The 25,312-nt window shown below is 72.8% G+C and carries 23 protein-coding genes; 11 read left to right on the top strand and 12 right to left on the bottom strand.

All coding sequences use genetic code 11. From position 1 onward, the window contains the following. The first annotated feature begins 22 nt into the window (after positions 1-22). Positions 23-949: a GNAT family N-acetyltransferase gene (locus D1J63_RS29105; RefSeq protein WP_125632939.1), complete on the top strand. Its 927-nt coding sequence runs from the start codon at positions 23-25 to the stop codon at positions 947-949. Further along, complete coding sequence (locus D1J63_RS29100) at positions 930-1,430, top strand: DUF402 domain-containing protein (protein WP_125632937.1); 501 nt, start codon at positions 930-932, stop codon at positions 1,428-1,430. The genes D1J63_RS29105 and D1J63_RS29100 overlap by 20 nt, the downstream gene beginning before the upstream one ends. A gap of 41 nt (positions 1,431-1,471) precedes the next feature. On the opposite strand, the gene D1J63_RS29095 is transcribed toward D1J63_RS29100, so the two are convergent. Further along, complete coding sequence (locus D1J63_RS29095) at positions 1,472-2,089, bottom strand: class I SAM-dependent methyltransferase (protein ID WP_125632935.1); 618 nt, start codon at positions 2,087-2,089, stop codon at positions 1,472-1,474. Positions 2,090-2,240: 151 nt separating this feature from the next. On the opposite strand from D1J63_RS29095, the gene D1J63_RS37605 reads away from it, so the two are divergent. Continuing rightward, on the top strand, positions 2,241-2,375 hold the full coding sequence (locus D1J63_RS37605) for a hypothetical protein (protein WP_102932303.1): 135 nt from the start codon (positions 2,241-2,243) through the stop codon (positions 2,373-2,375). Positions 2,376-2,401: 26 nt separating this feature from the next. Here D1J63_RS37605 and D1J63_RS29085 read toward each other — a convergent pair whose 3' ends face one another. Next, complete coding sequence (locus D1J63_RS29085; RefSeq protein ID WP_125632933.1) at positions 2,402-2,860, bottom strand: GNAT family N-acetyltransferase; 459 nt, start codon at positions 2,858-2,860, stop codon at positions 2,402-2,404. A 178-nt stretch (positions 2,861-3,038) separates the two neighbouring features. Between D1J63_RS29085 and D1J63_RS29080 the strand changes: the two genes are divergently transcribed. Further along, on the top strand, positions 3,039-4,091 hold the full coding sequence (locus tag D1J63_RS29080; protein WP_125632931.1) for a lytic polysaccharide monooxygenase: 1,053 nt from the start codon (positions 3,039-3,041) through the stop codon (positions 4,089-4,091). A 97-nt stretch (positions 4,092-4,188) separates the two neighbouring features. On the opposite strand, the gene D1J63_RS29075 is transcribed toward D1J63_RS29080, so the two are convergent. After that, positions 4,189-5,061 carry an alpha/beta fold hydrolase gene (locus tag D1J63_RS29075; RefSeq protein WP_125632929.1) on the bottom strand — a complete coding sequence of 291 codons (873 nt, stop codon included), beginning with the start codon at positions 5,059-5,061 and terminating at the stop codon, positions 4,189-4,191. A gap of 188 nt (positions 5,062-5,249) precedes the next feature. After that, positions 5,250-5,696, bottom strand: a complete 447-nt coding sequence (locus D1J63_RS29070) for a MarR family winged helix-turn-helix transcriptional regulator (protein WP_125632927.1) — start codon at positions 5,694-5,696, stop codon at positions 5,250-5,252. 100 nt (positions 5,697-5,796) lie between these two features. Between D1J63_RS29070 and D1J63_RS29065 the strand changes: the two genes are divergently transcribed. Then, on the top strand, positions 5,797-6,171 hold the full coding sequence (locus D1J63_RS29065) for a cupin domain-containing protein (RefSeq protein ID WP_125632925.1): 375 nt from the start codon (positions 5,797-5,799) through the stop codon (positions 6,169-6,171). Positions 6,172-6,186: 15 nt separating this feature from the next. Here D1J63_RS29065 and D1J63_RS29060 read toward each other — a convergent pair whose 3' ends face one another. Next, entirely contained in the window at positions 6,187-7,155 is a 969-nt protein-coding gene (locus D1J63_RS29060) for a hypothetical protein (protein ID WP_125632923.1), read from the bottom strand. Continuing rightward, positions 7,152-10,715, bottom strand: coding sequence for a DNA polymerase III subunit alpha (gene dnaE / locus D1J63_RS29055; protein ID WP_125632921.1), 3,564 nt, complete (start codon positions 10,713-10,715; stop codon positions 7,152-7,154). The genes D1J63_RS29060 and dnaE overlap by 4 nt, the downstream gene beginning before the upstream one ends. 173 nt (positions 10,716-10,888) lie before the next feature. On the opposite strand from dnaE, the gene D1J63_RS29050 reads away from it, so the two are divergent. Further along, a complete protein-coding gene (locus D1J63_RS29050; RefSeq protein ID WP_125632919.1) occupies positions 10,889-11,965 on the top strand; it encodes a DUF3533 domain-containing protein in 1,077 nt (358 codons plus the stop codon). 115 nt (positions 11,966-12,080) lie between these two features. On the opposite strand, the gene D1J63_RS29045 is transcribed toward D1J63_RS29050, so the two are convergent. Then, positions 12,081-13,163, bottom strand: coding sequence for a S1 family peptidase (locus tag D1J63_RS29045; protein WP_102927554.1), 1,083 nt, complete (start codon positions 13,161-13,163; stop codon positions 12,081-12,083). Positions 13,164-13,708: 545 nt separating this feature from the next. On the opposite strand from D1J63_RS29045, the gene D1J63_RS29030 reads away from it, so the two are divergent. After that, the gene (locus D1J63_RS29030) at positions 13,709-14,848 is read left to right on the top strand and encodes a histidine kinase (RefSeq protein ID WP_125632917.1); all 1,140 of its coding nucleotides are present in this window, start codon (positions 13,709-13,711) and stop codon (positions 14,846-14,848) included. Then, complete coding sequence (locus tag D1J63_RS29025) at positions 14,845-15,510, top strand: response regulator transcription factor (protein WP_125632916.1); 666 nt, start codon at positions 14,845-14,847, stop codon at positions 15,508-15,510. The genes D1J63_RS29030 and D1J63_RS29025 overlap by 4 nt, the downstream gene beginning before the upstream one ends. A 98-nt stretch (positions 15,511-15,608) precedes the next feature. On the opposite strand, the gene D1J63_RS29020 is transcribed toward D1J63_RS29025, so the two are convergent. Both D1J63_RS29020 and D1J63_RS29015 read right to left on the bottom strand, forming a co-directional pair. After that, complete coding sequence (locus D1J63_RS29020; protein ID WP_102927587.1) at positions 15,609-16,517, bottom strand: S1 family peptidase; 909 nt, start codon at positions 16,515-16,517, stop codon at positions 15,609-15,611. Positions 16,518-16,872: 355 nt separating this feature from the next. Continuing rightward, complete coding sequence (locus D1J63_RS29015) at positions 16,873-18,072, bottom strand: DUF5685 family protein (protein WP_164713020.1); 1,200 nt, start codon at positions 18,070-18,072, stop codon at positions 16,873-16,875. A gap of 289 nt (positions 18,073-18,361) precedes the next feature. Between D1J63_RS29015 and D1J63_RS29010 the strand changes: the two genes are divergently transcribed. Then, positions 18,362-18,799, top strand: a complete 438-nt coding sequence (locus tag D1J63_RS29010) for a cell division protein SepF (protein WP_061445547.1) — start codon at positions 18,362-18,364, stop codon at positions 18,797-18,799. A gap of 60 nt (positions 18,800-18,859) precedes the next feature. On the opposite strand, the gene D1J63_RS29005 is transcribed toward D1J63_RS29010, so the two are convergent. Both D1J63_RS29005 and D1J63_RS29000 read right to left on the bottom strand, forming a co-directional pair. Beyond that, positions 18,860-20,053, bottom strand: a complete 1,194-nt coding sequence (locus tag D1J63_RS29005) for an acyl-CoA dehydrogenase family protein (RefSeq protein ID WP_125632914.1) — start codon at positions 20,051-20,053, stop codon at positions 18,860-18,862. Positions 20,054-20,442: 389 nt separating this feature from the next. After that, positions 20,443-22,047: an MFS transporter gene (locus tag D1J63_RS29000; protein WP_125632912.1), complete on the bottom strand. Its 1,605-nt coding sequence runs from the start codon at positions 22,045-22,047 to the stop codon at positions 20,443-20,445. Positions 22,048-22,305: 258 nt separating this feature from the next. Here D1J63_RS29000 and D1J63_RS28995 point away from each other — a divergent pair, with 258 nt between their 5' ends. Together D1J63_RS28995 and D1J63_RS28990 are read left to right on the top strand one after the other, a co-directional pair. After that, positions 22,306-23,487, top strand: coding sequence for a glycosyltransferase family 39 protein (locus D1J63_RS28995; protein ID WP_125632910.1), 1,182 nt, complete (start codon positions 22,306-22,308; stop codon positions 23,485-23,487). Between the two features lie 217 nt (positions 23,488-23,704). Then, complete coding sequence (locus D1J63_RS28990) at positions 23,705-24,724, top strand: phosphatase PAP2 family protein (protein ID WP_125632908.1); 1,020 nt, start codon at positions 23,705-23,707, stop codon at positions 24,722-24,724. Between the two features lie 30 nt (positions 24,725-24,754). On the opposite strand, the gene D1J63_RS28985 is transcribed toward D1J63_RS28990, so the two are convergent. After that, the gene (locus D1J63_RS28985) at positions 24,755-24,970 is read right to left on the bottom strand and encodes an I78 family peptidase inhibitor (protein ID WP_102931031.1); all 216 of its coding nucleotides are present in this window, start codon (positions 24,968-24,970) and stop codon (positions 24,755-24,757) included. Between the last annotated feature and the right edge of the window lie 342 nt (positions 24,971-25,312).

Genomic DNA, 25,312 nt, shown 5'->3' with positions numbered 1-25,312 from the left:
GGCCGCCGTAGCGTGCGCCCCCATGACCGTTCTCGTACGCGATCTGCGTCCCGACGACCCGGCCGACCTCGCGGCCTTCACCCATGTCCGCCATCGCGCCCTGCCGTTCATCCTGTGGACGCCCGAAGCCGTCGTCCACCGGCTCGTCCACACCCACCCGGACGCCCGGAGCCGGTCCCTGGTCGCGGAGGAGGACGGGGAGGTGATCGGCACGGCCCAGATCGGGCTGGTGCACGACAGCCCGGTGCCCGGCCAGGCCTTCCTGAACATCTACGTCCACCCGGAGCGGGAGCGGCGCGGCGCCGGCGGCCTGCTGGTGCGTACGGCCGAGGAGTACCTGACCGGCGAGGGCGCGACCAAGCTGTACGCCTGGGCGCTGGACGGGCCCGCCAACCTGGCCTTCGCCGAGCGGCACGGCTACCAACGGCGGCGTGCCGCGTACTTCCTCCGGCTGGATCTGTCGGACGCCGCGCTGCCGCCGCTGTGGTCTCCTCCCCCGGGTGTCGAGCTGCGCACCGCGGCCGACTTCGCGGACGATCCGCGGCCCATGTTCGAACTGGACGCGGAGACGGTCGCGGACGAACCGGGTGACGTCGACATCGCGTTCACGGACTACGAGACCTGGCTGGCGGAGACCTGGCGGCACCCGCTGCTCAACCGCGAACTGACCACCGTCGCGGTCGTCGACGGCCGGCCGGCCGCCTTCAGCGTCGCCTACACCGACGGCACCCGGTACTCCACGGCGATGACGGGCACGGTCCGTGCCCAGCGCGGCCGGGGCCTGGCCAAGCTCGCCAAGACCGACTCCCTGCACCGGGCCCGCGCGGCCGGCTACACGGAGGCGCTCACCGGCAACGACACCGACAACGGCCCGATGCTCGCCATCAACAAGTGGCTCGGGTACGAGATCTGCGCGACGGAGGTGCGTCATGTCCGCGAACTCGGCTGAGCCGACGGCCGAGGTGAGCGTCGTGCTGGTCAAGGCGGGCCGGACGAAGATCCGGTACGGGGCCACGCTGCTGCACGACGACGGCACCCGCCTCGCCGTCCGCGCCCCCTGGGCCGGTGACGGCGTGCGCGACTTCGGCTTCGTGCGCTTCGAGGCCGGCGACGTCTTCACCGAGTACTACTGGCGCGACCGGTGGTACGCGGTGAAGGAGGTCCGGACCGGGGCCGGGGTGCTGAAGGGCTGGTACTGCGACATCACCCGCCCCGCCGTGCTGACCGGCACGGAACTGGTCGTCGAGGATCTCGACCTGGACCTGTGGCGCTCCGCCGACGGCACGGACGTACGGCGGCTCGACGAGGACGAGTTCGCCGAGAGCGGGCTGGCGGACCGGGATTCCCGGGCCGCCGACGCCGCCGTGGCCGCGCTGGACGAACTGGAGCGACTGGCCCGCGGGAACGGCTTCACCGGCCTCCTGGCCTAGCGCTCCTGGCCTACCGCTCCTCGCCCGGCGCACCGCCCGGCTCATCCGTACGTCGCCACCACCGCGTACCGCTCGTCCGTGACCTCCCTGCCCCACAGCGACGGGTCGTCCGACAGCCGCTCCACCCGGGCCTGCCCGGCGAGCGGGGCGAGCAGGGCGGTGAGCCGGCCGGCGGGTATGCCGACGGGGGCGACGCTCCCCCACACGCCCTCGACGAGGACCAGCCGTCCACCGGGGCGCAGCAGCTGCCGCCAGTGCCGCAGTGCCCGTCCGGGGTCGGGCAGCGTCCACAGCACGTGCCGCACCAGCACGGCGTCGAAGCGCTGCTCGCCCACGGGCGGCGCCGTGGCGTCACCGGTCAGGAACACCGCGTCACGACCGGCGAGTTTGGCCCTGGCCCGCTCCACCATGGCCGGGGAGAGGTCGACGCCGGTGACGCGGTGCCCCCGCTCGGCCGCGAGCAGTGACAGGCTGCCGGTGCCGCAGCCCAGGTCGAGCACGTCGCCGGGCCGCTCCGGCAGCCAGGAGGCCAGCCGGGTGGCCCAGGCCCGGCGTACGTCCGCGTCCCGCAGACCGTGGTCCGGCTCGTCGTCGAAGGAGGCGGCCAGCGCGTCCCAGTCGACACCCGGCGCGGTCGCTTCGTCACTGTTCTCACTCATGCGCCCAGGGTGACACCCGGCACTGACAACGGAGTCGGGGCGCGGGAACGTGACAACCGCCACTGACAGGGATGCATCGATGAGTGAGTCTCGGGGAAAGGGTCTACCTCCGTGAGAACGCGGAACCCGGTGGATCCGTAAGGAGGCAGCCATGCGCCGTCTGACCGTGCAGAAGCCCCTGAAGAAGACCGACGCCCGCCGAGTCCGCGAGGAGGCCGACGAGCGCCCGTCCGGGCGCCCGGAGGTCCGCAGGGACATCGCGCGCACCTGGTGGCCGGAGAGCTGACCGGGCAGGGCGCGCCATGAGACGCCTCAGAGCAGCCGCTTGCGGTAGTGGACGCGGTCGTAGGGCCCGTCCACGCGGCGTTCGACGACTTCGTAGCCGTACTTCGGGTAGATCTCCCGGTTCTCCCACATCATCGCGTTCGTGTAGAGCCTGACCTCGGGCAGGCCCAGCGCACGCGCGTGCGCGTCCACGAACCGCAGCAGCCGCCGCCCCACTCCCCCGCCGTGCGCGTCGGGGTGGACGGCGATGCTGTCGAGGAACAGATGGTCCGGCCGCGCCTCCACGACGACGAGACCCGCGACGCCCCCACCGGGCCCGTCCGTGACGAACACCTTCCCCGCCGCCACGTCCGCCGCGTGGTCCGCCTCCATGGGCTGCGGCACCACGCCGATGCGCGCCACGTAGGGGCGGTACGCGGCGTCGGTCACCGCCTTGACCGCCGGCACGTCCGAGGCGACCGCCTGCCGGATCCGCTGTCGTTCCATGCCGTGAACGGTAGCTACCTCAGGCCAGCCTCAGCACTCCCTTAACGCGACCATAAGGATCTCCGTCACCCGCCTCCAGCAGGCGATTTCACGGTGTCCTGGGGCTAGCTTGCTGATCAACCCCACGGGTTCCGGCCCGAGTTCCCCAGTCCCCCGTGATCGTTTCGAGGAGTTCCGCATGCCCGCACCGTCCGCGTCCCGCAGGGCCGCCGCCGTCGCCGTCGCCGGTCTCGCCCCGCTCGCCCTGACCACGCTGGCCGCCGCTCCCGCGTCGGCGCACGGTTCGATGGGCGACCCGGTCAGCCGGGTGTCGCAGTGCCACGCCGAGGGGCCCGAGAACCCCAAGTCGGCGGCGTGCGAGGCGGCGGTCGCGGCGGGCGGCACGCAGGCGCTCTACGACTGGAACGGCATCCGCATCGGGAACGCCGACGGCAAGCACCAGCAGTTGATCCCGGACGGCAAGCTGTGCAGCGCGGGCGACCCGGCGTTCAAGGGCCTCGACCTGGCCCGCGCCGACTGGCCCGCGACCGGCGTGAGCAGCGGCTCGTACACTTTCAAGTACCGTGTGACGGCCCCGCACAAGGGCACCTTCAAGGTGTACATCACCAAGCCCGGCTACGACCCCTCGCAGCCGCTCGGCTGGGGCGACCTGGACCTGTCCGCCCCGGTGGCGACCGCCACCGACCCGGTCGCCTCGGGCGGCTTCTACACCTTCTCCGGCACGCTGCCCGAGCGGTCCGGCAAGCACCTGCTGTACGCGGTGTGGCAGCGCTCGGACAGCCCCGAGGCGTTCTACTCCTGCTCGGACGTCACTTTCGGGGGCGCCGACGGCGGCAACGGCGGCAGCGGCAACGGCAGTGGCGGCGACACGGCCGGTGGTGCCGCTCCGGCACCCGAGGCCTCCGCGCCGTCCGAGGAGCAGATCGCGGCGGCGGCCGACAAGTCGACGATCGAGCACCACGGTCACGGTGACCAGGACGCGAAGACCACCACGGACCCGACGGATCCGGCGGCCGCCCCCGACGCGCCGGAGGAGGCTCCGGAGGCCGCCGCCGAGCCCAACCGGGTCAAGGCCGCCGGCGGGGGCACCGAGAACCTCGCCGAGACCGGCGGGGACGGCACCACGCCGTACCTCGCCGTCGGCGGCGCGGCCGCCCTTGCGCTCGGCGCGGCCACCCTGTTCGCGTCGGTCCGCCGCCGCGCCGCGACCGGGGGCCGGCACGGCCGCTGACCCGGGCCCGGGGGAACGCGGGGGAACGCGGGGTCCGTCCGGCGGCTCAGGCCGGGCGGACCCCGCGTGGCGTGCGGCGGGGTGCGGGGGGCGTCCGTCAGCCGAAGACGGAGGCGCAGGTGGTGGGCGTGGCGTGCGCCGGGTCCAGGGCGTTGGTCACCTCGTGGAAGGCGATCCGGTCGAACAGCCCGATCGCCAGGTGCTCGGAGAGGTCGAGCGGACACAGGTCCTGGAGCAGGACATTGCGCACGCCGGGACCGTCGAGGAACTGGCTGCGGTACGGCGTGACCACCTCGTCGTACTTCGTGGCGAGAACGGTGTAGCGCACGCCGGGCACGGTGTCGCCGCCCGCGTTGAGTTCGGTGAGCACGTCGGAGCCGACGACCTGGTCGGCGAGGGCGGGGGTGTGTTCGTTCAGCAGGTCCTCGACGCCGGGGAAGTACGGCAGCAGGCGGGTGAGGCCGGACAGCGTGGTGCCGTGGTTGCTGGGCGCTATGCCGACCAGGGCGTTCACCTTGTCGGCCCCGCCGAGGAACTTCAGGTAGTAGCGGGGCATCATGCCGCCCTGCGAGTGGCCGACCAGGTCGGTCTCGGCGGCGCCGGTCGCGGTGAGCACCTTGTCGACGTAGGCGGCCAGTTGCTCCGCCGACTTCTCGACCGGGCCGAGCCCGTGGAAGAGCGGGACGCCGGGCAGTTGGCCGTAGTCGAGGGAGAAGACGCAGTAGCCGCGGTTCGTCAGGTAGGGCGCGAGTCCCAGCCAGTTGTCGACGGAGTTCCCGAAGGTGCCGTGGACCAGGACGACGGGGCGGGGGTGTGCGGCGGAGGGCTCGCAGGTGAAGTCGTTCCAGCCGGAGCTGGGGCGCGCGTCCGCGGCGGGTGCGGCGGTGGCGGTGACGGCGGGGAGGAGGGCGACCGCGGCGGTCAGCAGCAGCACGGTCAGTGGTCTGAGCAGTCGGCTCCAGGGCAGCATCGGGTGAACTCCTTGCGGATGTGGGGAGTTGCGATGGCAGGACGCCCTGTGATCCGGATCACGGGATGCTGTTCACTCGTCAAGTTACGGGCGAGTAGTGCAAGTGTGAAGTTACGCGTCAGTAAAAACTTCCAGGGATAACCCAGTGATGACCGACGCCGTCGACGCCGCAGGTGAGAGGGTCGGGTTCACCAGGCGGGCCGGATCGGCCCGCCCGGCGCCACCCGCAGCAGGCCGTCACGCAGCGCCCGCACCCCGCCCTCGCCGAGCACGTCGGCCCACGCGCCCACGACCTCGGCGGCCGCCTCCTCCGCGGCCCGCGTGCAGGCCCACCCCGACTCGGTCAGCACGACCAGCCGGGCGCGCGCGTCGTCGGGATGCGGCCGGCGCTCGACGTATCCCCTGCGGACCAGGTCCTCCACGAGCTGGCTGGCGGCCTGCTTGGTCATTCCGAGGTGCACGGCCAGGTCGGTGACGGTCGCACCGTCCGGAGCCAGCCGGGTGAAGGCGAACCCGTGCGCGGGCCGCACCCCCTCGAAGCCCCGGGCGACGACCCCCTCGTGGATGCGCTGCGTGAGCTCGCCGGCCGCGGCGAGCAGGGCGGCGGTCAGGGCCATGGCGTCGGAGTTCTGCACGAGGGCATTGAAACACCCTTGACACATTGGTCAAGCAGCTTGACCATAGAGGCCGTGGAGATAGTCAACCTACTTGACCAAGTATCCAGAGGAGCCCGTCATGCCCGTCGTCCGCTCGTCCGCCGGCACCACCCACGAGATCCACGGCACCCGTTTCGTCTCGTACGCCGGTCCCCGCACCGGCAGCAAGGAGCTGTGCGCCTGGCGGGGTGAGATCCCGGCGGGGACGAAGGCGCCCGCGCACACCGTGAGCCGGGAGGAGGTCTTCCATCTGCTCGCCGGCGAACTGCTGATCACCCTCGACGGCCGCACCGAGCGCGTCACCGCGGGCGACACGGTGATCATCAATGCCGGGGCGGCCTTCGCCGTCGAGAACCCCACCGACCGGACCGCGACCTCCTGGGTCACCACCTCCGTCGGCCTGACGGCGGAGATGGCCGACGGCACCCGCATCGCTCCCCCGTGGGCCAACTGACCCGCGGGCGGGGACTCATGCCGCCAGCGACCCCGGCATCACCGCCCGCGGCCCGAACTTCGCCCGTGCGCGGTCCGCGACCTCCTCGATCCGGCGGACCTTCTCGTCCACGGGGTCGAAGGTGAGCTGGTGGGAGGCGTGTTCGGCCGGCGTGAGGCTTTCGGCGCGCAGGGCGATCGAGCGGACCCGGGCGCGCTGGAGGCCGAGCGCCTCGTACAGGTCGTACGCGGTCCGGGTCAGGGCCGCCGAGTGCGCGGTCGGCTCGGACAGGGTGCGGCTGCGGGTGGTGGCCGACCGGTCGGCGTAGCGGACGGTGAGGGTGAGGGTGCGGCAGACCTTGCCCACGGCGCGCAGCCGGGCGCCCAGCTCCCCGGCGGCCGAGAGCAGGGCGCGGCGGTGCCGGTCCGGGTCGAGTTCGTCGCGGTCGAAGGGGCGGTCGGCGGCCAGGGACCGGGAGACGCCGTTGGGGACGACCCGGCCTCGGTCGACGCCCCGGGCCTTCTCGTGCAGCTCGCGGCCGGCCTTCGCGCCGACCAGGCGCTGGAGCGTGGACAGCGGCGCGGCCGCGACCCGGCCGAGGGTGTCGAGGCCGTACTCGCACAGGGTGCGGGCGGTCGTGGTGCCGACGCCGGGCAGCGCGGCTACGGGCTTGCCGTCGAGGAACGCGCGCTCCTCGCCGCCGGGCACCGCGCGGGTCAGTCCCGGCCGGGCGTCGCGCAGGGCCATGCGGGCCAGCATCGGTCCGGGTCCGGCGCCGATCACACAGTCGACGCCGTACAGCGCGAGGGCACGGACCCGGATCACCGAGGCCAGTTCCACGGCGTCGCGCCCGAAGTACCGCTCGGCGCCGCGCAGGTCGGCCAGCGCCCCGTCGGGCGGCAGCGCCTCGACGACCGGCGTGAACTCCTCCAGGAGCCCGAGCAGTTCGGGCAGGGCCGCCTCGTACATCGGCGGCAGCTGGAAACGTACGCAGAGGATCGTCATCCCGCACTCCCCGGACTCTGGTGCCACAACTTCCTTCCGACCGCGGGCCCTTCGCCCGCGGGGCGCAGATCGGCCCAGGGGTGCATCTCGTACCCGGTGGACATGCGGATCGTCCGCTGCTCCATCGGGTCCCGGGCCGCGGAGCCGGCCGGCGCGGGCCGTCCGTCCGAACCGGCGAGCCGGCGGCGCGCCGGACCGCCCTCGGGGTCGCCGTCCCCGTCCGCTCCTCGGGTCCCGCCCGCCGCGGCCAGCCGGGCGGCGACGCCCTCCAGACCCTCCTCCCGGCGGACCTCCAGCAGGTCGGCGAGGTTCCAGGCGGCAGAGCCGACGACGCTGAGGCTGCGCGGGCCGCGCCGCTGCACCACCCCGCGCACCAGCAGCAGCCAGGAGTGGAAGACGGTGTGCGCGCAGGCGTCGTGCGAGTCGTCGAAGAAGGCGAGGTCGACCAGGCCCGAGCCGTCGTCCAGGGTGGAGAAGATGACCCGGCGGCCGGAGCGGATCGGCGGGGTCTGGGTGGCCGCCTTGGCGCCCGCGACCAGCACCGTCTCCCCGTGCCGCGCCTCGCGCAGCCGCTTGGCCGACACCACGCCCAGCTCGCGCAGGAAGGTGCGGTGGTCGTCCATCAGGTTGCGCGAGGCGTCCATGGAGAGCACGCCGAGTTCGGCGCTGAGCTTCTCCGCCGAGGTGAGGTCGGGCAGCCCGGCGGAGGCGGTCTTCCGGCCGCCGGCCAGGGGCAGTTGGTCCCCGCGTCCGCCCCGGGCGCCGCGGTGCAGCTCGGTCAGGTGCAGTTGCAGGTCGCGGCGGTTGGCGCCGAACGCGTCCAGACCGCCGACCTGGGCGAGCCGCCCGGCCAGCGGTCTGCTGGGGCGGGCCCGTTCCCAGAAGTCGAGCAGGGAGGCGTAGGGCTGCCCCTCGGCGATCCGTTCCGCCTCGGCCTCGCTGATGCCGTGCACGTCGGAGAGGGCGAGGCGCAGGCCCCAGGTCTTCGCCCCGCGTTTCCGTGATTCAGACACCAGTTCGATCCTGTGTGCGACCCCGGACTTGTTCACGTCCAACGGCAGGATCGGCACCCCGCGCCGCCGCGCGTCCGCCAGCAGCAGCCGCTTCGGGTACATGCCGGGGTCGTGCGTGAGCAACCCCGCGTAGAAGGCGGCCGGGTGATGGGCCTTCAGCCACGCCGACTGGTAGGTCGGCACCGCGAAGGCCACCGCGTGCGCCTTGCAGAAGCCGTAGCTGCCGAAGGCCTCGACGATCTCCCAGGTCCGCTGGATCGTTTCCGCGTCGTAGCCGTTCGCCGTCGCGTGCTGGGCGAACCACACCTTGATCCGTCCCTGCGACTCGGGGTCGGAAAGACCGCGCCGCACCCGGTCCGCCTCGCCGCGTCCGCAGCCGGTCATGATGTCGACGATGTCGATGATCTGCTCGTGGAAGACGACGACCCCGTACGTCCCCGCCAGCGGCTCCGCCAGGTCCTCGTGCGGGTAGCGCACCGGCGCCCGGCCGTGCCGGGCCTCGATGAACGGGCGCACCATGTCGGCGGCGACCGGTCCGGGCCGGAAGAGCGAGATGTCGACCACGAGGTCGTGGAAGGTCGCCGGCTGGAGCCGCCCCACCAGGTCCCGCTGGCCCGGCGACTCGATCTGGAAGCAGCCCAGCGTCTCGGCGGACTGGATCATCCGGTACGTCGCGGGGTCGCCCTCGGGTACGGCGTCCAGGTCGACCTCGGCGCCGGTGGCCCGCTTCACCTCGGCGACCGCGTGCGCCATCGCCGACTGCATCCGCACCCCGAGCACGTCCAGCTTGAGCAGCCCCAGGTCCTCCACGTCGTCCTTGTCGAACTGCGCCATCGGAAAGCCCTCGCCGCTGGTCGGCACGACCGGCGTACGGGAGAGCAGGGAGGCGTCGGAGAGCAGGACGCCGCAGGGGTGCATGGCGATGCCGCGCGGGAGGGCGTCCAGGCCCTCGACCAGCTCCCAGAGCTTGCCGTACCGCCCTCCTCCGTCCCGCCGGGACTCCCCCGCCAGCTCCTTCAGCTCGGGCAGCTCCTCCAGGGCCGCGCGGGCGTCGCGGGCACGGATGTGCGGGAAGGACTTGGCGACCCGGTCGATCTCGGCCGGGTCCATGGACAGGGCGGCGCCCACGTCGCGGATGGCGTGCCGCACCCGGTACGTCTCCGGCATGGCGACGGTGGCGACCCGCTCGGTGCCGAACCGGCCGATGATCGCGCGGTAAACCTCGAGCCGGCGCGCGGACTCCACATCGATGTCGATGTCGGGCAGGACCACCCGCTCCTTGGACAGGAACCGCTCCATCAGCAGCCCGTGCTCGACCGGGTCTGCGTGGGCGATGCCGAGGAGGTGGTTGACGAGCGAACCCGCGCCGGAGCCGCGCGCGGCGACCCGGATGCCCATGTGCCGTACGTCGTCCACGACCTGGGCGACGGTGAGGAAGTACGAGGCGAAGCCGTGGTGGGCGATGATGTCCAGCTCGTGGTGCATCCGCTCCCAGTACTCCCGGTGGCCCGGGCGCCGGTCGTAGCCGCGTCGCACCATGCCCGCCGCCGCCCGGGAGGCCAGCGCCCGCTGGGCGGTGCGGCGGCCGGCGCCGACGAGGTGCGGCTCGGGGAAGTGGACGGCGCCCATGCCGAGGTCGTCCTCGGGGTCGACCAGGCACTCGTCGGCCGTGGCCCGGGTCTGCTCCAGCAGGCGGTGCGCGGCCTCGCGCCGGAAGCCCGCGGACTCGACGATCCGCTCGGCGGCGTGTCGCATGGCACCGGCGTCCTTGAGCCAGGCCTCGCCGGAGTCCAGTTCCTTGGTGGCGTCGATCGGGACCAGGCGGCGTGCGGCGTCCAGGACGTCGGCGACCTCGCCCTGGCCGGGGTCGGCGTAGCGGACGGCGTTGGAGAGCACCGGCCGGATGCCCTGCTCGGCGGCGAAGCCGACGGTGCGGGAGGCCAGGCGCAGGGAGCCGGGGCCGGTGCCCTTGCGGCCGTGCCAGACGGCCTCCAGGCGCAGGGCGTCGCCGTAGACCTCGCGCCAGGGGGTGAGGAGCCTGGCCGCGCGGTCGGGGCGGCCGGCGGCGAGGGCGCGGCCGACGTCGGAGTCGGGGCCGAGCAGGACGGTCAGGCCGTCGGCGTGGTTGTCGGGCCAGGACAGCAGCGGGGTGCCCTCGGCCGTGTGGGCGGCGGAGACGAGGCGGCACAGGTCGGCCCAGCCGCGGGCGCCGTCGCGGGCGAGGAAGGTCACCCGCGGGGCCGACTCGTCGACGAAGGCGCCGCCGCGCACGGGGGCGCGGCGCCGGTCCCGGCGTACGGAGGTGTCCGTGCGGTCGGCTCCGGGCTCGGGGGCCGCCACCGCCAGCTCCGCGCCGAACAGCGGACGGACGCCCGCCTTCGCGCAGGCCTTGGCGAAGCGGACCGTGCCCGCGAGGGTGTCCCGGTCGGTGAGGGCGAGGGCGTCCATGCCCCGTTCGAAGGCGCGCTCGGCCAGTCGCTCCGGGTGGGAGGCGCCGTAGCGGGCGGAGAACCCGGAGACGGTGTGCAGATGCGTGAAACCCGGCATCACGCACCTCCCGACTCATGAACCGACGTATGACCACGTAGGCCCGAACGCCATTATCGAACGCCTGTTCCCAGCTACTCCACCCACCATACCTCCATCTTCGAATGTGTGTACGACATCCGTTCGGCCGCGTCCCACCTGCGCAAACACCCCCCGACCCGGACTGTGGGGACATGTCACACACACCGGCGGGCTCCCGCACGCGCAGCGGCTCCTTCCTCGGTGAGGTGAAGGACGCCGTCACCCCGCGGGCCACCCTGCTCGTGCTCGGCGTGATCGCGCTCCAGCTGCTGTTCATCGCCTCCTACGTGGGGGCGCTGCACGACCCGAAACCGGAGGACGTGCCCTTCGGGGTGGCCGCACCCGGCGCGGCCGCCGGACAGACGGTCGACCGGCTGGAGCGACTGCCCGGCTCCCCGCTGGACCCGCGCACGGTGGCCGACGAGGCGGACGCCCGGAAGCAGATCATGAACCGGGAGATCGACGGCGCCCTGATCGTGAACCCCGGGGGCGGACCGGACACCCTGCTGGTCGCCTCCGGCGGCGGCACCGCCCTCGCCACCACCCTGGAGCGTGTCGTCGGCAAGGCGGAGCAGGCCGAACAGCGCACGGCACGGACCGTCGACGTGGCCCCGGCCTCGCCCCACGACTTCAACGGGCTGTCGTCCTTCTATCTGGTCGTGGGCTGGTGCGTCGGCGGCTATCTGTGCGCCTCGATCCTGGCCATCAGCACCGGCGCCCGGCCGTCCAACCCGCGCCGGGCGGCGATCCGGCTGATCGTGATGGCGCTGGTCGCGATCGTCGGCGGGCTCGGCGGCGCGGTGATCGTCGGGCCGATCCTGGGCGCGCTGCCCGGCGGTGTGCTGGACCTGTGGGGGCTCGGCGCGCTGATCACCTTCGCGGTGGGCGCCGCCACGCTCGCCCTCCAGGGCGTCTTCGGGATCGTCGGCATCGGTCTGGCGATCCTGCTGGTGGTGATCGCGGGCAACCCGAGCGCGGGCGGCGCCTTCCCGCTGCCGCTGCTGCCGCCGTTCTGGAGGGCGATCGGCCCGGCGCTGCCGCCGGGCGCGGGCACCTGGGCGGCCCGCTCGATCGCCTACTTCAAGGGGAACGACACGACCGCCGCCCTCCTGGTGCTGTGGGCGTGGGCGGTCCTGGGGACGGTGATCACGATGCTGGCGTCCGTGCTGCCGCGCCGGGGACGGCAGGAGGAGGAGCTGCCGCCCACTTCGGCCGCGCCGACCGGCTGACCGCCGTACGGGCACGGGGGCGCGGCCGAGGACGGACACACGGAAGCCCACGCGGACACGCGGAAGTCCCGCCCCTCGCGCGCGGGACGGGACTTCACAGGTGTGCGGGTACGGCTCAGCCGATCTGCGTACCGGTGGCCGACAGGGCCTCCGTCACCGGCTGGAAGAAGGTCTCGCCGCCCGAGGTGCAGTCGCCGCTGCCGCCGGAGGTGAGGCCGATGGCCTTGTCGCCCGAGAAGAGCGAGCCGCCGCTGTCGCCGGGCTCGGCGCAGACGTCGGTCTGGATCAGGCCGTTGACGATGTCGCCGTTGCCGTAGTTCACGGTGGCGTCCAGGCCGGTGACCGTGCCGTCGTGCACCTGGGTGGTGGAGCCGCTGCGGGTCACCTGCATGCCGACGGTGGCCTCGGCGGCGCCCGAGATGGCCTGCGAGGAGCCGTTGTAGAGGTTCACCTCGCTCGGGTGGTCCACGTCGGCGGTGTACTTGACCAGGCCGTAGTCGTTGTCCGGGAAGCTGGAGGCCGCGTTCTCGCCGATGACGTTCCCGGAGGAGTCCGACCAGGTCGAGATGGACTCGGTGCAGTGCCCCGCGGTGATGAAGTACGGCTCGCCGCCCTTGGTCACGTTGAAGCCGAGCGAGCAGCGCCCGCCGCCTCCGGTGATGGCGTCGCCGCCCGAGACGAAGGGCTTGTACTCGCCCTTGGTCCGCTTGAGCTCGGCCTTGGCGCCCAGTCCGTCGACCACCTTGGTCAGCTTGGCCAGTTCGGCCTCGGAGACCGTGCGGTCGGCGGTGACGACGACCTTGTTGGTGGTCGGGTCGGTCGCCCAGGACGTGCCCGGGATGGTCGCGTCCTCGGTGAGGGTGGTGCGCGCGCTCTTCAGGTCGGCGAGCGAGTTCTCGACGACTCTCGCCTTGGCGCCGGCCTCCTCGACGGTCTGCGCGGCGTTCTCGTCGAGCACGTTGACGACCAGGCTCTTGGCCTGCGCGTCGTAGTACGTGCCCGCCGCGTCGGTGCCCAGGTCACTGAGCAGCGTGGAAGCGAGCTTTCCGGCCGCCGTGACCGACAGGGTCTCGGGCGCCGCGGCCGTGGGGGCCTCGCTGGCGTTCGCGGTCTGGAAGGTGACCCCGGCCGCGACCAGTGCGGTGATGCCCGCACCTACCACGGCGACCCGCCGCCTGGGTATGCGTCGGTGCTTCAACTCACGTCCTCCTGTGGGGGGGCGGTGCACGAGGTTGTGGGGACCCCGTGCACCGGAAGGCTGGTTGACGAGCGTTAACTCTTCCGATCCCACAGGCCGTACACAAGGTCGACTTCAGGACGTGCGCACGACAACTCCAGTGTGGTCACACGGCCTTCACCTCTCTGTCGCGAGCGGGCCCCGGTGCGCGCGCCGGAGGAGGGCGCGCGGCCGCGGTCTCCGCCCACGGCGGGAGTCCGGGTTTCGACCGTGGGCGGATGACGGGGAGATCACCGCGCCGGAGGCTTCGGACATGACTTCTTCACGAACTGCCGGGGATCCGCCGGTCATCAGGGTCGAAGGGCTGACCAAGCGTTACGGCCGCAGAACGGCGGTCGACGACCTGTCGTTGACGGTCCGGTCCGGGAGTGGCCCGGCCGACCGCCGGCGAGCCGGATGACGCACCACACGATCCTGTCGGTGGTCTCGGCCGGATGGGTACTGGCCGCCTGGACGGTCGCGGTCGCCCTGGTCGCGGTCTTCGTCGAGCGACGGCGCGACCTGGCGTGAACGCGCTCCTCCGGCGGATCCGGGCGGCGTACGGCCTGGCGGTCGCGCGCCGCTCGGCGCTGTTCGACCTCGCGCTGGCGACGATCACGACCGGGGTGGAGACCGGACTGCTCTGCGACGACGGGCCCCCGGTCGCCGTGGCCCCGGTCGTGGTGACGGTGCTGGCCGGCTCGGCCCTGCTCGTCCGCCGCCGCGCGCCCCTGACGGTGCTCGTCGCGGCCTGTGCGGGTGCCGCGGTGCTCCTGCCGCTGGGTTACTCGCCGGGCGGGGCGCCCGTCGTGGTCGCCCTCGCCTCGCTCGCCGACCTGCGCGAGCGGAGCGTCTCGGTGGCGGCGCTCGTCCCGACGGCGCTGTTCCTCCAGTCGGCGAGCATCTCCTCGCTGCCCGTCTCGATCGGCGCGTGGGCGCTCGGCTCGTACCTCCAGACCCGGCGGCGCTACACCCGAGCGCTGGAGGACCGCGCGGCCACCCTGGAACGCGAGCGCGAGCAGCTCGACCAGATCGCGGCACAGCGGGAGCGCACCTCCATCGCCCGCGAACTCCACGACATCGTCGCGCATTCGGTCACCGTCACGCTGATCGGCGTGCGCGGCGCCCGGGACATCCTGCCGACCGAGCCCCGGGTCGCGGCCGAGACCCTGGAACGGGTCGAGGTCAACGCCGAGCAGAGCCTGGCCGAGCTCCGCCGGATCCTCGGTCTGCTGCGCACGCCGGACAACGGCGCGCAGTGGCGGCCCCAGCCGTCGCTCGGCCGGCTCGACGAGCTGGTCTCCGAGTACCGGACCACCGGGATGCCCGTGCGACTGGAGATCACCGGCACGGCACGGCCGCTGGCCGGCGGCCTGGAACTGTCGGCCTACCGCATCGTCGAGGAGGCGCTGACCAACGTGCTCAAACACACCGACCCCACCCGGGTCGCGGTGACGCTCCACTACGGCCGGACGCACCTGCGCGTCACGGTCGAGGACGACGGCGGTGGCGGAGCCGAGGGCGGCGGCGGCCACGGCATCCTCGGGATGCGGGAACGTGCCGCGGTGACGGGCGGCACCCTGGACGCCCGCCGTACCGCCGACGGATTCGTGGTGACCGCCCGCCTGCCGGTCGCGGAGAGCGGGGAGGTCGAGGACGAGGCATGACCATCCGTCTTCTCATCGTCGACGACCAGGAGCTGATCCGCATCGGCTTCCGGCTGTTCCTGCAGACCCAGGACGACCTCGAGGTGGTGGGCGAGGCCGCCGACGGCCGCGAGGCGCTCGACCGGGCCGCCGCTCTGCGCCCCGACGTGGTGCTGATGGACATCCGCATGCCCGGCATGGACGGTGTCGAGGCCACCTCCCGGCTGACCGCCTCCGGCTCCCCGCCCCGGGTGCTGATCCTCACCACCTACGACCTGGACGAGTACGTCTTCGGCGCGCTGCGGGCCGGTGCGTCGGGCTTCCTGCTGAAGGACGCCTCGCGCGCCCGCCTGCTGGAGGCGATCCGGGTCGTGCACGCCGGTGAGGCCCTGCTGTCGCCGTCGATCACCCGCCGGCTGATCGAGGACTACGCCACCCGCGCCGCACCCGTCCGGCCGCGGGCCACCGCGCCGGCCGGTCTCACCCCGCGGGAACGGGAGATCCTCCTCCTGGTGGCCAGGGGCCTGTCGAACCCGGAGATCGCCGCGCACCTGGTCGTGACCGAGGCGACGGTGAAGAGCCACATCGGCAGCATGTTCGCCAAGCTCCAGCTGCGGGACCGCGCCCAGGCCGTGGTGTTCGCCTACGAGAACGGCATCGTCTCGCCCGGCAGCACGGGTTGAGCCCCCGCACACCGTCGCTCCGGTGTACGGGGGCTCGTCACGCTGCCGGCCGCGCTCGGGCGTGACCCGGGACAGGCCGGGTCACGCCGCCGTGCGGTCTAGTAGACGCTGACGCCGTAGGCGTTCAGGGCCTCCGTCACCGGCTGGAAGAACGTCGTACCGCCGGAGGAGCAGTTGCCACTGCCGCCGGAGGTCAGACCGTACGCGGTGCCGTTGCTGCCGTAGAGCGGACCGCCGGAGTCGCCGGGCTCGGCGCAGACCGTGGTCTGGATCAGACCGCCGACGATGTCGCCGCCGCCGTAGTTGACGGTGGCGTTCAGGGCGGTGACCCGGCCGCTGTGGGTGCCGGTGGTGGAGCCGTCACGGATGACGGTGGTACCCACGCTCGGGGTGGCCGCGCGGGTGATGTCCACGCCGCCCGCGGTGCCGGGCTTGCTGACCGAGGTGTTGGTGTACCGGACGATGCCGTAGTCGTTGCCCGGGAAACTGGACCCGGCCGTCGAGCCGAGCACGGTGGAGTGCCCGGAGTTGGACCACCAGGTGCCGGCGCCGTCGGTGCAGTGACCGGCGGTCAGGAAGTACTCGGCGCCGCTGCTGGTGCGCACGTTGAAGCCGAGGGAGCAGCGCCAGCTGCTCGCGTAGATGGCGTCGCCGCCCTGGATGAGCTTGTTGAACGTGCCGGGGGTGCGCTTGATCGTGAGCGCGCCGGCCTTGTCGCCGGCCTGCTCCTTGATCTTCGCGATCTCGGCCTGGGAGACGGTGCTGTCGACGGTGAGCAGCACCCGGCCGGACTTGCTGTCGACGGCCCAGGCGGTGCCGGGGACGTCGGCCTGGAGCACCGCGCCGCTGGCGCTGTTCAGTTCGGCGGTGCTGAAGGTGGCCGGGGTGGGTGCCGCGTTCGCGCTGGGGATCGCGATGGCGGCGGCGGCCACGAGGCCGGTGGATACGGCGATCAGCCGAGTCCGTCTCGTGATGCCGCTGCGGGGGTTGGTGCGCTTGATCCTCACTTTTCGTTCCTCCACAGGGGAAGTCGGGGGCCCCTCTTGTGGGGTTGGGGCCCGTGAGGCGCAGCCAGGGACGGACCTCCGGGTTCCGGAAACGTCGTGCCCCTGACAAGCGCTGAGGTTGGAGTATTCGGCCGAACGACCGGTCGGCGCAAGAGTGCCTTTCGGCCGTCAAGCTTTGAACGACTTTTACCCGACTCCCCATCACCAACCGTTGACCTTCGGTGCGGTTCGCCCTTCGCGGCCTCGGCGGGGATGTCCGGAAGTCGCCCCTCCGGATGACCGGGCCTGCCCCCGCCGAGTCAAGCCGCGCCGAACCGTGCCGAGCCGTGCCGGACCGACGGAGGCTGACGGAGCCTCAGCAGCTGCAACCGCAGTCGCACCCGTCACAGCCGCAGCCGCACCCGTCGTCGCCGCAGCAGTTGCTGCAGCAGTCACAGCAGTCGCAGCAGTTTCCGCAGTCGCAGTTGGAGCAGAGCCCTTCCTTGCGCTGACCGCTCCACGGGTCGTGGTAGGTGCCGCAGCACATCTGGCACGTGCAGGCCAGCCCGAGCCACACGGCGCAGCCCGCGAGCAGCCCGCGCCGGTCGCGGCGCGGCGGCTCCGGGGGCGTCGGACCACCGGGGCCGCCGGGCGCACCGGGGGCGCCCGGGGCGCTGCCGGGAGGGGCGTACGGATGGCCGGCGTGGGCGCACGAGACGGTGCCGAACGCGCGGTCCACGGAGGTGCCCAGCTCGTGCACGAGCAGCCGGTGCACCAGCCGCCCGTCGGTGAACTCGGCCTCCCGCAGGGCCAGCCGCACCCCGTGCACGGCGTCGTCGGCGAGCCGCCGGGCCTCGGCGAGCGGCGTCCCGGTGGCGGTGAGCGGGTTCCAGGCGCCGGACGCGGCGTCGGCCGCCCGGTCCTCGACGGCGTCCAGGAGGTGGGCGAGCCTTCCGAAGAGCCGCCCGGCCTCGGCGAGCGGCGCGGCGTTGTCCGGCCGGCCGGCGAGGTGCGCGGTGTGCGCGAAGGCGGCGGCGGTCGCGGTCTCGGTCGGCTCGGTGACGGTGAGCAGCGGCGTACCGGGCCCGGCGAGCGCCTCGATGCCGCCCTGCCGGTCCACGGCGTCGACCAGTACGGCGGTGTCGAACCCGACGGCGCTGCCGCCGCGCGCCCCGGCCGCGTCCCAGCCGCCGGCGATCCGGCGGGCGGCGAGGGCGACCGGCCGGCGGGCCAGCAGGCCGTCGCCGTCGGCGACATGGTCGCGCACCTTGGCCGAGGCCAGTACGAGAGAGACGGCCGCCGCGAGCCGGGCGCCCTCACCGTGCGCGACGGACGCGGTGCGCATCCCGCGCAGCGGGCAGGGCCCGGCGGTGCGCCGCCCGGCACCCGCACCGCCGCGCTCCGCCTGAGCCTCCGTCAAAACCGATATGAGCAGCCCGTCATAGTTCGTCACGATCCGCGCGAACTGTCCGTGGTCCTTGCGCAGTGCGAGGCACAACCCGCACAAATGAGCCATCCACTGGCTCGCGAGGCTCTCCCCGAGCCGGTGCCTGCACGGCCTGACGATTCCGAACACGACGCTCCCCCGTGATTGGTACGACGCTGAGCTGCGGCATCGTACCGACCACCGCCATCACCCGTACGCACCCGCCCTCACCCGTGTGCCGTGAAGAATCATATTTCACTCACAGTCAGCAGCCGTTTGGGAAACGACCCTTGGGACACAAGGACTCTCGACGGATCCGCTGTGCACCAGTACCGTCACAAACCCCCCGCGCGGCGTCTATCCACTTGGCGCGACGTCCGCATCATGGATGACCATAGGGATGCGGAAGCACGAAAGACCGCTGTGAGAGGAGGCGTCCATGGGATCGGTACGCAAGGCGAGTGCGTGGCTCGGCCTCGTCGACGACAACGATGACGAGCGCTACTACGACGACGACTACTCCGAGGGCAACGAGACCGGCGACGCCTGGGTCACGGACCCGCGGGTCAAGGTGGCCTCGGACGTGGCCGAGGAGAAGGGCCGCCGCATCGCGACGGTCACCCCGGACAGCTTCCGGGACGCACGGGCCATCGGCGAGCTGTTCCGGGACGGCGTCCCGGTCATCGTCAACCTGACGGCCATGGAGGGCACCGACGCCAAGCGCGTCGTCGACTTCGCGGCCGGACTCATCTTCGGCCTGCGCGGTTCGATCGAGCGGGTGTCCACCCGGGTGTTCCTGCTGAGCCCGGCCGACACCCAGGTCATCAGCGGCGAGCCCGCCGCGCACCGTTCCGACGGTTTCTTCAACCAGAGCTGAGGCGGGGCCGCGCACCACGGCCCCGCCCCACCCCGCCGGACTCCTACCGGTACCGGCTTCCTACCGGAAGGCGTCGAGTCCGGTGAGCGCCTTGCCCAGCACCAGCTGGTGCATCTCTACGGTGCCCTCGTAGGTGAGCACCGATTCCAGGTTCGTCGCGTGCCGCATCACGGGGTATTCGAGCGAGATCCCGTTGGCGCCGAGGATCGTTCGCGCCGTACGGCAGATGTCGATGGCCTCGCGGACGTTGTTCAGCTTGCCGAAGCTGACCTGCTCGGGACGCAGGCGGCCGGCGTCCATGCGCCGCCCGAGATGGTGGGCGAGCAGGATCCCCTTGTGCAGTTCGACCGCCATGTCGGCGAGCTTGGCCTGGGTCAGCTGGAACCCGCCGATGGCCCGCCCGAACTGCTCCCGCGACTTCGCGTACTCCAGGGCCGCCTCGAAGGAACTGCGCGCCGCCCCCATCGAGCCCCAGACGATCCCGTAACGGGCGTGCGACAGACAGCTCAGCGGCCCGCGCAGCCCGGTCACCTCCGGCAGCACCGCATCGGCGGGCAGCCGTACGTCGTCCATGACCAGCTCGCTGGTGACGCTGGCCCGCAGGGACCACTTGTGCTTGATCTCGGGCGCGGAGAAGCCGGCGCTGTCGGTCGGGACGACGAAGCCCCGGACGCCCTCCTCGGTCTGCGCCCAGACGACGGCGACACCGGCCACCGAGCCGTTGGTGATCCACATCTTGCGCCCGTTGAGCACCCAGTCGCCACCGGCGTCCCGCTTGGCGTGGGTGCGCATGGCGGCCGGGTCGGACCCGTGGTCGGGCTCGGTCAGCCCGAAGCACCCGATGACCTCACCGGCGGCCATGCGCGGCAGCCACCGCTGCTTCTGCTCCTCGCTCCCGAAGCGGTGGACGGCGTACATGGCGAGGGAGCCCTGCACGGAGACCAGGGAGCGGATGCCGGAGTCGGCCGCCTCCAGCTCCAGACAGGCCAGCCCGTACTGGACGGCACTGGCCCCGGCGCAGCCGTACCCGTCGAGGGACATCCCGAGCGCGCCGATGGAGCCGAGCTCGCGCGCCAGCTCCCTGATCCCGGGCAGCTCGCCCTTCTCGTACCAGTCCGCGACGTACGGCAGCACCCGGTCGGTCGCCCAGCCCCGTACGGTGTCCCGGATCGCGAGGGCCTCCGGCTCGAGCAGGTCGTCGATGCCGAGGGGGTCGGCGGGGTCGAACGCGGGCAACTTGGGGGACGCGGCCATGGGACACCCTCCGGAACTATTAAAACTAGCGCCGCTAGTCACGGCTGTCGTTGCCGACGTTACGATGCGGCGCCCCACACGTCCACCATGCCCGTCACCCACCCGCGCACCACCCGTTCACCGTCAAGAGCGGAGTGGACGTCGCCCGTGGGGCTGATCCACCGTCGGCGGCTTGCGGTACATGCCCGGCAGCAGGACACGGCCGCCCGCTGCCTCCCGGCAGCCCCGTCCACTGCCGACGGCCTCGCGGACGACGGCAAACGGGTGGTGCATGGGTGGGAGACCCGCGAAAACGGCCCGCAGCCGCCGACGCTCCTAGGCCACCCACGTGAAACGCCCACCCCTCGGCCGATGGTGAACGGGTGGTGCGTGGGTGGGTGAGGACGGGGTCACACCGAGACACGGGACTGGGGCTCCACGGCACCCCGAGGCGCCGGCACCGAAACCTCCTCGCACTGCATCACCCGCGGCAACCGCAACGCCATCACCGCCCCCAGCAGCAACAACCCCGCACTCACCACCAACGTCACATGCAGCCCGTGCACGAACGCGTCCCCCGCGGCCCGCCGCAGCGCGACCCCCGCCGGCCCCCCGAGCCGCGCGGCAACCTCGTACGCCTCCCCCAGCGAATGCCCCGCCGCCACCGACGCCGACGACGGCACCCCCGGCACGCCGCCCGTCAGCCCGGGCGCGTACGCCGCGTTCATCACGCTGCCCAGCAGGGCGATGCCGATCCCGGCGCCCAGCTGGTACGAGGTCTCCCCGATCGCCGCCGCGCCTCCCGACTGCTCCTGCGGCGCCTCGCTCAGCATCGACTCGTACGCCCCGAACAGCGTCGTCTCCAGACCGAAGCCGAGCAGCACGAACCCGGTCAGCAGCAGCGCGCAGTTGTCGGCGCGGCCCATCGCCGTCAGCAGCAGCACCGCGAAGGCGGTCAGACAGAACCCCGCGCACACCATCCGCCGCGGCCCGAACCGCCGCAGCAGCCGCGCGCCCGCCAGCCCCGCCCCCATCGCCGCGAAGGTCAGCGGCAGCAGCCGCAGCCCGGTCTCCAGCGGGGAAAGACCGAGCACGAGTTGCAGGTACTGCGCCGCGATCAGTTCGAGCCCCACCAGGGCCAGCATGGCCAGCACGATGCACCCGACCGACGTACTGAACGCCGGCCGCCGGAACATCGCGAGGTCCACCAGCGGGTGCGCGCGCCGTCGCTGTCGGCGTACGAAACCCGCCAGCAGCGCCGCGCCCGCCACCAGCGGCAGCAGGGTGAGCAGGCTGGCCACCGGCTCGCCGCCGCCCAGCCGCTTCACCCCCAGCACGACGCCGAACAGACCGCCCGCCGCCATCAGCGCGCCGAGCACGTCCCAGGGCCCGCGGCCGTCGCCCTTCGACTCGGGCAGCAGCAGCCGCCCCACCGGCAGGCTGACCAGCATGAGCGGGATGTTGACGAGGAAGACCGAGCCCCACCAGAAGTGCTCCAGCAGGAAACCGCCGAGCAGCGGTCCGACCGCCGCGCCGACCGCGGCCACGGCGCTCCAGATGCCGATGGCCAGCGCCCGCTCCCGCCGGTCGGGAAAGACCTGCCGCAGGATCGACAGCGTCGCCGGCATGATCATGGCGCCGCCGACGCCGAGCAGCGCACGGGCCGCGATCAGCACCTGGGCGCTCTCGGCGAGGGCCGCGAGCGCGGAGGCGACGCCGAAGAGGGCGTAGCCGAGCAGCAGGACCCGTCTGCGGCCCACCCGGTCGCCCAGCGTGCCGAAGAGGATCAGCAGCGAGGCGCAGACGAGCGGGTAGACGTCGACGATCCAGAGCAGTTCGATGGCGCCGGGCCTGAGGTCCTCGGTGACGGCGGGGACCGCCACGTGCAGCACGGTCGCGTCGACGGCGACGAGCAGCAGGCTGACGCAGAGGACGACGAGGACGACCCAGCGGTTGGCACCGGCCCCGGCCGCCCGACGGCGCGGCGCGGCGGCAGCCGTGGTCGTCCCGGACATGTACGTACCTCCAAGATGTTCCCTCGCGTCCGGCGGGCCGTGGGGTGGGGACTCCCCTGCGGCTCGGCCGGAGGGGAGCGGGGGGCTCCGGGCCGTGCAACGGAACGCGAGTGATTCGCCAGAGTACGCCAGACCGTGCGGTGCACACGTGGCAGGCCTCACACATCCCGCCTCACCCGTGTGGCGTGCGCCACTGCGGCCGCCGTCCCGCCCGCCCGGCGGACCGGCGGCCCTCGCGCCCGGCAGATAATCGAGTCCGTGACCGATCTTGAAACGCGCACCGCGGGCCGCCTCGGCGCCCCGGGCCCGTCCGGTGTCCTGCGTCGGGCCGCCCCGGCGCTCCTCGGCTACGCCGCCGTACGCGCGCTGGGCCTGCTCGCCCTGGCCGTGTGGAGCGCCACGCGCGACAAGAGCGCGTACACGCTGCTGACGGCCCGCTGGGACTCCCTCTGGTACACCAGGGTCGCCGAGCTGGGATACGGCTACGAGGTGCGGCTGCCGAACGGTGACGTCCACTCCAACCTGGCCTTCTTCCCGCTGCTGCCCTGGCTGGAGCGGCTGGGCGCGGCCGTCTCCCCGCTGTCGTACGCGGACGCGGGCTTCGTCGTGAGCCTGCTCGCCTCGCTCGCCGCCGCCTGGGGGATCTTCGCGGTGGCGGACCACGTGTACGGTCGCCGCGCGGGCGTCTGCGCGGTACTGCTGTGGGCCGTGCTGCCGGTCGGGATCGTGCAGTCGATGGCGTACAGCGAGTCCCTGTTCACAGCCCTGGCCGCCTGGTCGCTGTACGCGGTGCTGACCGGGCGCTGGGTGACGGCGGGAACGCTGGCCGCGCTGGCCGGGCTGACCCGCCCGGTCGGGCTCGCGGTGGCGGCGGCGGTGTGGGCGGCCGCGCTCACGGCGTACGTGCGCGACCGGCGCGAGGGCGGTACGGACGGCGGGCGCGGCGTTCGGCGGGTGCTGGGCATGCTGCTCGCGCCCCTGGGCGCCGCCGGTTACGTCCTGTGGGTCGGCCACCGCACCGGCAAGGGCCCGTTCGGCTATCTCGACGTGCAGGCCGGCTGGCGCAACGGCTTCGACGGGGGCGTGGCCTTCGCTCGTTTCGTCGCCGGGAAGTTCACCTCGTTCCCGGCGGCCCTGGCCGGCGTCGGGCTGATCGTCGCGGTCGCGCTGCTGGCCCGGCTGTGCGTGGTGTGCGTACGGCAGCGCCAGCCGCTCCCGCTGCTGGTGTACGCGGGGGTCGTCACCGTGCTCGCCCTGTGCGCGTCGAGCTACTTCGGCTCGAAGCCCCGGCTGCTGCTGCCCGCGTTCCCGCTGCTGTTCCCCCTGGCCGTGGCCCTGGCCCGGCTGCGTACCGCCAGGTCGGCGGCGGTCGTGTGCGGTGTCGCGGCGGTGTCCGCCGTGTACGGGGCCTTCTGGCTGAACGGCTCCGGCCCGCCCTGACCGGCGGGCCAATTCCGTACCAGCATTCGGTGAACTCATTCATAAGCACGATAAAACCGCCGACCGGACAGATCAAAGGAATTGAAGTCCACCGCCGAACGGGATTGCGGATTACCCGGAAATAGGGCACCCGCTGAGAGGAATCCCACATCACATCGTCATCACAAAGCCGTTGATTCGTCAGGGATCACTCCTCACTCGCTGTAACGTCGATTGGGTGCGTACCGAACGGAAGCCCACCCGTCTGGACCGGGTGTTCGCGAGACTGGACCGGGAGCCGGAACGACCGGAGCTCCTGGACGCGCCGGAGATGTCCCGGCACAGGTTCGCGCTGTTCGCCGGAACCCTCGCGTTCTACCTCGCGATCGTGTGGGCCGTGGTGATCACCTCGTGGCTGGTCCGGCTCGACTGGCAGGTCATGTTCTTCCGGCCCTACCAGCAGTGGCCCGAGATCCACGCGTTCGTCGACTACTACGTGGTGCTCGGCCAGCGCGGACCCACCGCCGTGATGGTCGCGGCCTGGCTCGGCTGGCGCTCCTGGCGGCAGCACACGCTGCGTCCGCTGCTGGCCCTCGGGGTCTCCCTGCTTCTGCTGAACGTCACGGTCGGCGCCGCCAAGTACGGCATGGGCCGCCTCGGACCCCACTACGCGACCACGATCGGCGCCAACGAGATGTGGCTCGGCGGCGATATATTTCCGAGCGGTCACACCGCGAACGCCGTCGTGACCTGGGGCATCCTCGCCTATCTGGCCTCGACGCACCGTGCCCGGCGCTGGCTGTCCGCGCTGTCCGCGGTCACCTCGCTGGGGGTGGGCATGTCCACCGTCTACCTCGGCACGCACTGGCTCAGCGACGTGCTCCTGGGCTGGGCGGCGGGGCTGCTGATCCTGCTGGCGCTCCCGTGGTTCGAGCCGCTGATCACCCGCGCGGAGGCGTGGATCCTCGGCCTGCGCGACCGCTGGTACGCCCGCCGCGGCCGGCAGAGGACGGCACGGCGGCCGGTCGGCCCGCCCGTCGCGGTCACGCCGCCGGGCTCCGGCCGGGCGGAGGCACCGGCCCGCGAGCCGGTCGCCGCGCCCCGTACCGCCCGTGCCCCGGCCCACCTGGCGCCGGGCCCGCACACGGCCCGCTCGGACCGTTCGCCGGTGACCCCGGCCGGCAGCCGCCGGCCGCCGCACGCCGACCGCCACCCGCGCAGCTCGGCCCCGGCGGCACGCCCCCTGTCGGGCGGCTGAGCGTGCCGTCGGGGGCGCGTGCGGCGGGTCTCAGCCCTTCCAGGCCCGGGCGACCCGGCCGTCCTTCACCTCGAAGTTGAGGCGGCCCACGCGGTACTCCATGGTGATCACCGTGCCCGGTGCCAGGGACCGCACCGTCGACCAGCCCCGCTCCCGCGCCAGCCGTTCGGCCGCGCCGGAATCGAGGCCCACGTAGGTGTCCGGGCTGTCCTGGGGTTCGGCCGGTGGGGTCGGAATCGGTGCCATGCCGCCACGCTATGCCCTGCCCGGGGAGCGGGGAAGCCCACGCCGGTAACACGGGTCACGGGTGCACCTACGGTCACATTTCTGTCACAGGATCATGATGCGCGTTTTGCTGGAACGCGTTCACACGGACGGACGATTTTGCCCAAGTTCCGAAGACCGCCCAGGTGAATTGTCGCGCGTCGCGGTACCCCGTCGAATAGGCGAGCGGAAAAGGCACTCGGGTCGGCCCGGCGGCACTCCGCATTTCACGCCCGGAGACTCCCGAACACACTTCCGTGCGCCGTGCGGAAGGGCCCGCGGATCGCTTACACGAATCGAACATCGGACACGCCAGCGGTCCCG

The sequence above is a fragment of the Streptomyces sp. KPB2 genome (assembly GCF_003950055.1).
Classification (GTDB): Bacteria; Actinomycetota; Actinomycetes; order Streptomycetales; family Streptomycetaceae; genus Streptomyces; species Streptomyces salinarius.
This window is presented reverse-complemented; position numbering and strand designations above follow the sequence as displayed.

Coding starts and splice junctions, on each gene's coding strand:
- D1J63_RS29105 (WP_125632939.1), top strand. CDS start 23: ATGACCGTTCTCGTACGCGATCTGCGTCCCGACGACCCGGCCGACCTC.
- D1J63_RS29100 (WP_125632937.1), top strand. CDS start 930: ATGTCCGCGAACTCGGCTGAGCCGACGGCCGAGGTGAGCGTCGTGCTG.
- D1J63_RS29095 (WP_125632935.1), bottom strand. CDS start 2,089: ATGAGTGAGAACAGTGACGAAGCGACCGCGCCGGGTGTCGACTGGGAC.
- D1J63_RS37605 (WP_102932303.1), top strand. CDS start 2,241: ATGCGCCGTCTGACCGTGCAGAAGCCCCTGAAGAAGACCGACGCCCGC.
- D1J63_RS29085 (WP_125632933.1), bottom strand. CDS start 2,860: ATGGAACGACAGCGGATCCGGCAGGCGGTCGCCTCGGACGTGCCGGCG.
- D1J63_RS29080 (WP_125632931.1), top strand. CDS start 3,039: ATGCCCGCACCGTCCGCGTCCCGCAGGGCCGCCGCCGTCGCCGTCGCC.
- D1J63_RS29075 (WP_125632929.1), bottom strand. CDS start 5,061: ATGCTGCCCTGGAGCCGACTGCTCAGACCACTGACCGTGCTGCTGCTG.
- D1J63_RS29065 (WP_125632925.1), top strand. CDS start 5,797: ATGCCCGTCGTCCGCTCGTCCGCCGGCACCACCCACGAGATCCACGGC.
- D1J63_RS29060 (WP_125632923.1), bottom strand. CDS start 7,155: ATGACGATCCTCTGCGTACGTTTCCAGCTGCCGCCGATGTACGAGGCG.
- dnaE (WP_125632921.1), bottom strand. CDS start 10,715: ATGCCGGGTTTCACGCATCTGCACACCGTCTCCGGGTTCTCCGCCCGC.
- D1J63_RS29050 (WP_125632919.1), top strand. CDS start 10,889: ATGTCACACACACCGGCGGGCTCCCGCACGCGCAGCGGCTCCTTCCTC.
- D1J63_RS29025 (WP_125632916.1), top strand. CDS start 14,845: ATGACCATCCGTCTTCTCATCGTCGACGACCAGGAGCTGATCCGCATC.
- D1J63_RS29010 (WP_061445547.1), top strand. CDS start 18,362: ATGGGATCGGTACGCAAGGCGAGTGCGTGGCTCGGCCTCGTCGACGAC.
- D1J63_RS29005 (WP_125632914.1), bottom strand. CDS start 20,053: ATGGCCGCGTCCCCCAAGTTGCCCGCGTTCGACCCCGCCGACCCCCTC.
- D1J63_RS29000 (WP_125632912.1), bottom strand. CDS start 22,047: ATGTCCGGGACGACCACGGCTGCCGCCGCGCCGCGCCGTCGGGCGGCC.
- D1J63_RS28985 (WP_102931031.1), bottom strand. CDS start 24,970: ATGGCACCGATTCCGACCCCACCGGCCGAACCCCAGGACAGCCCGGAC.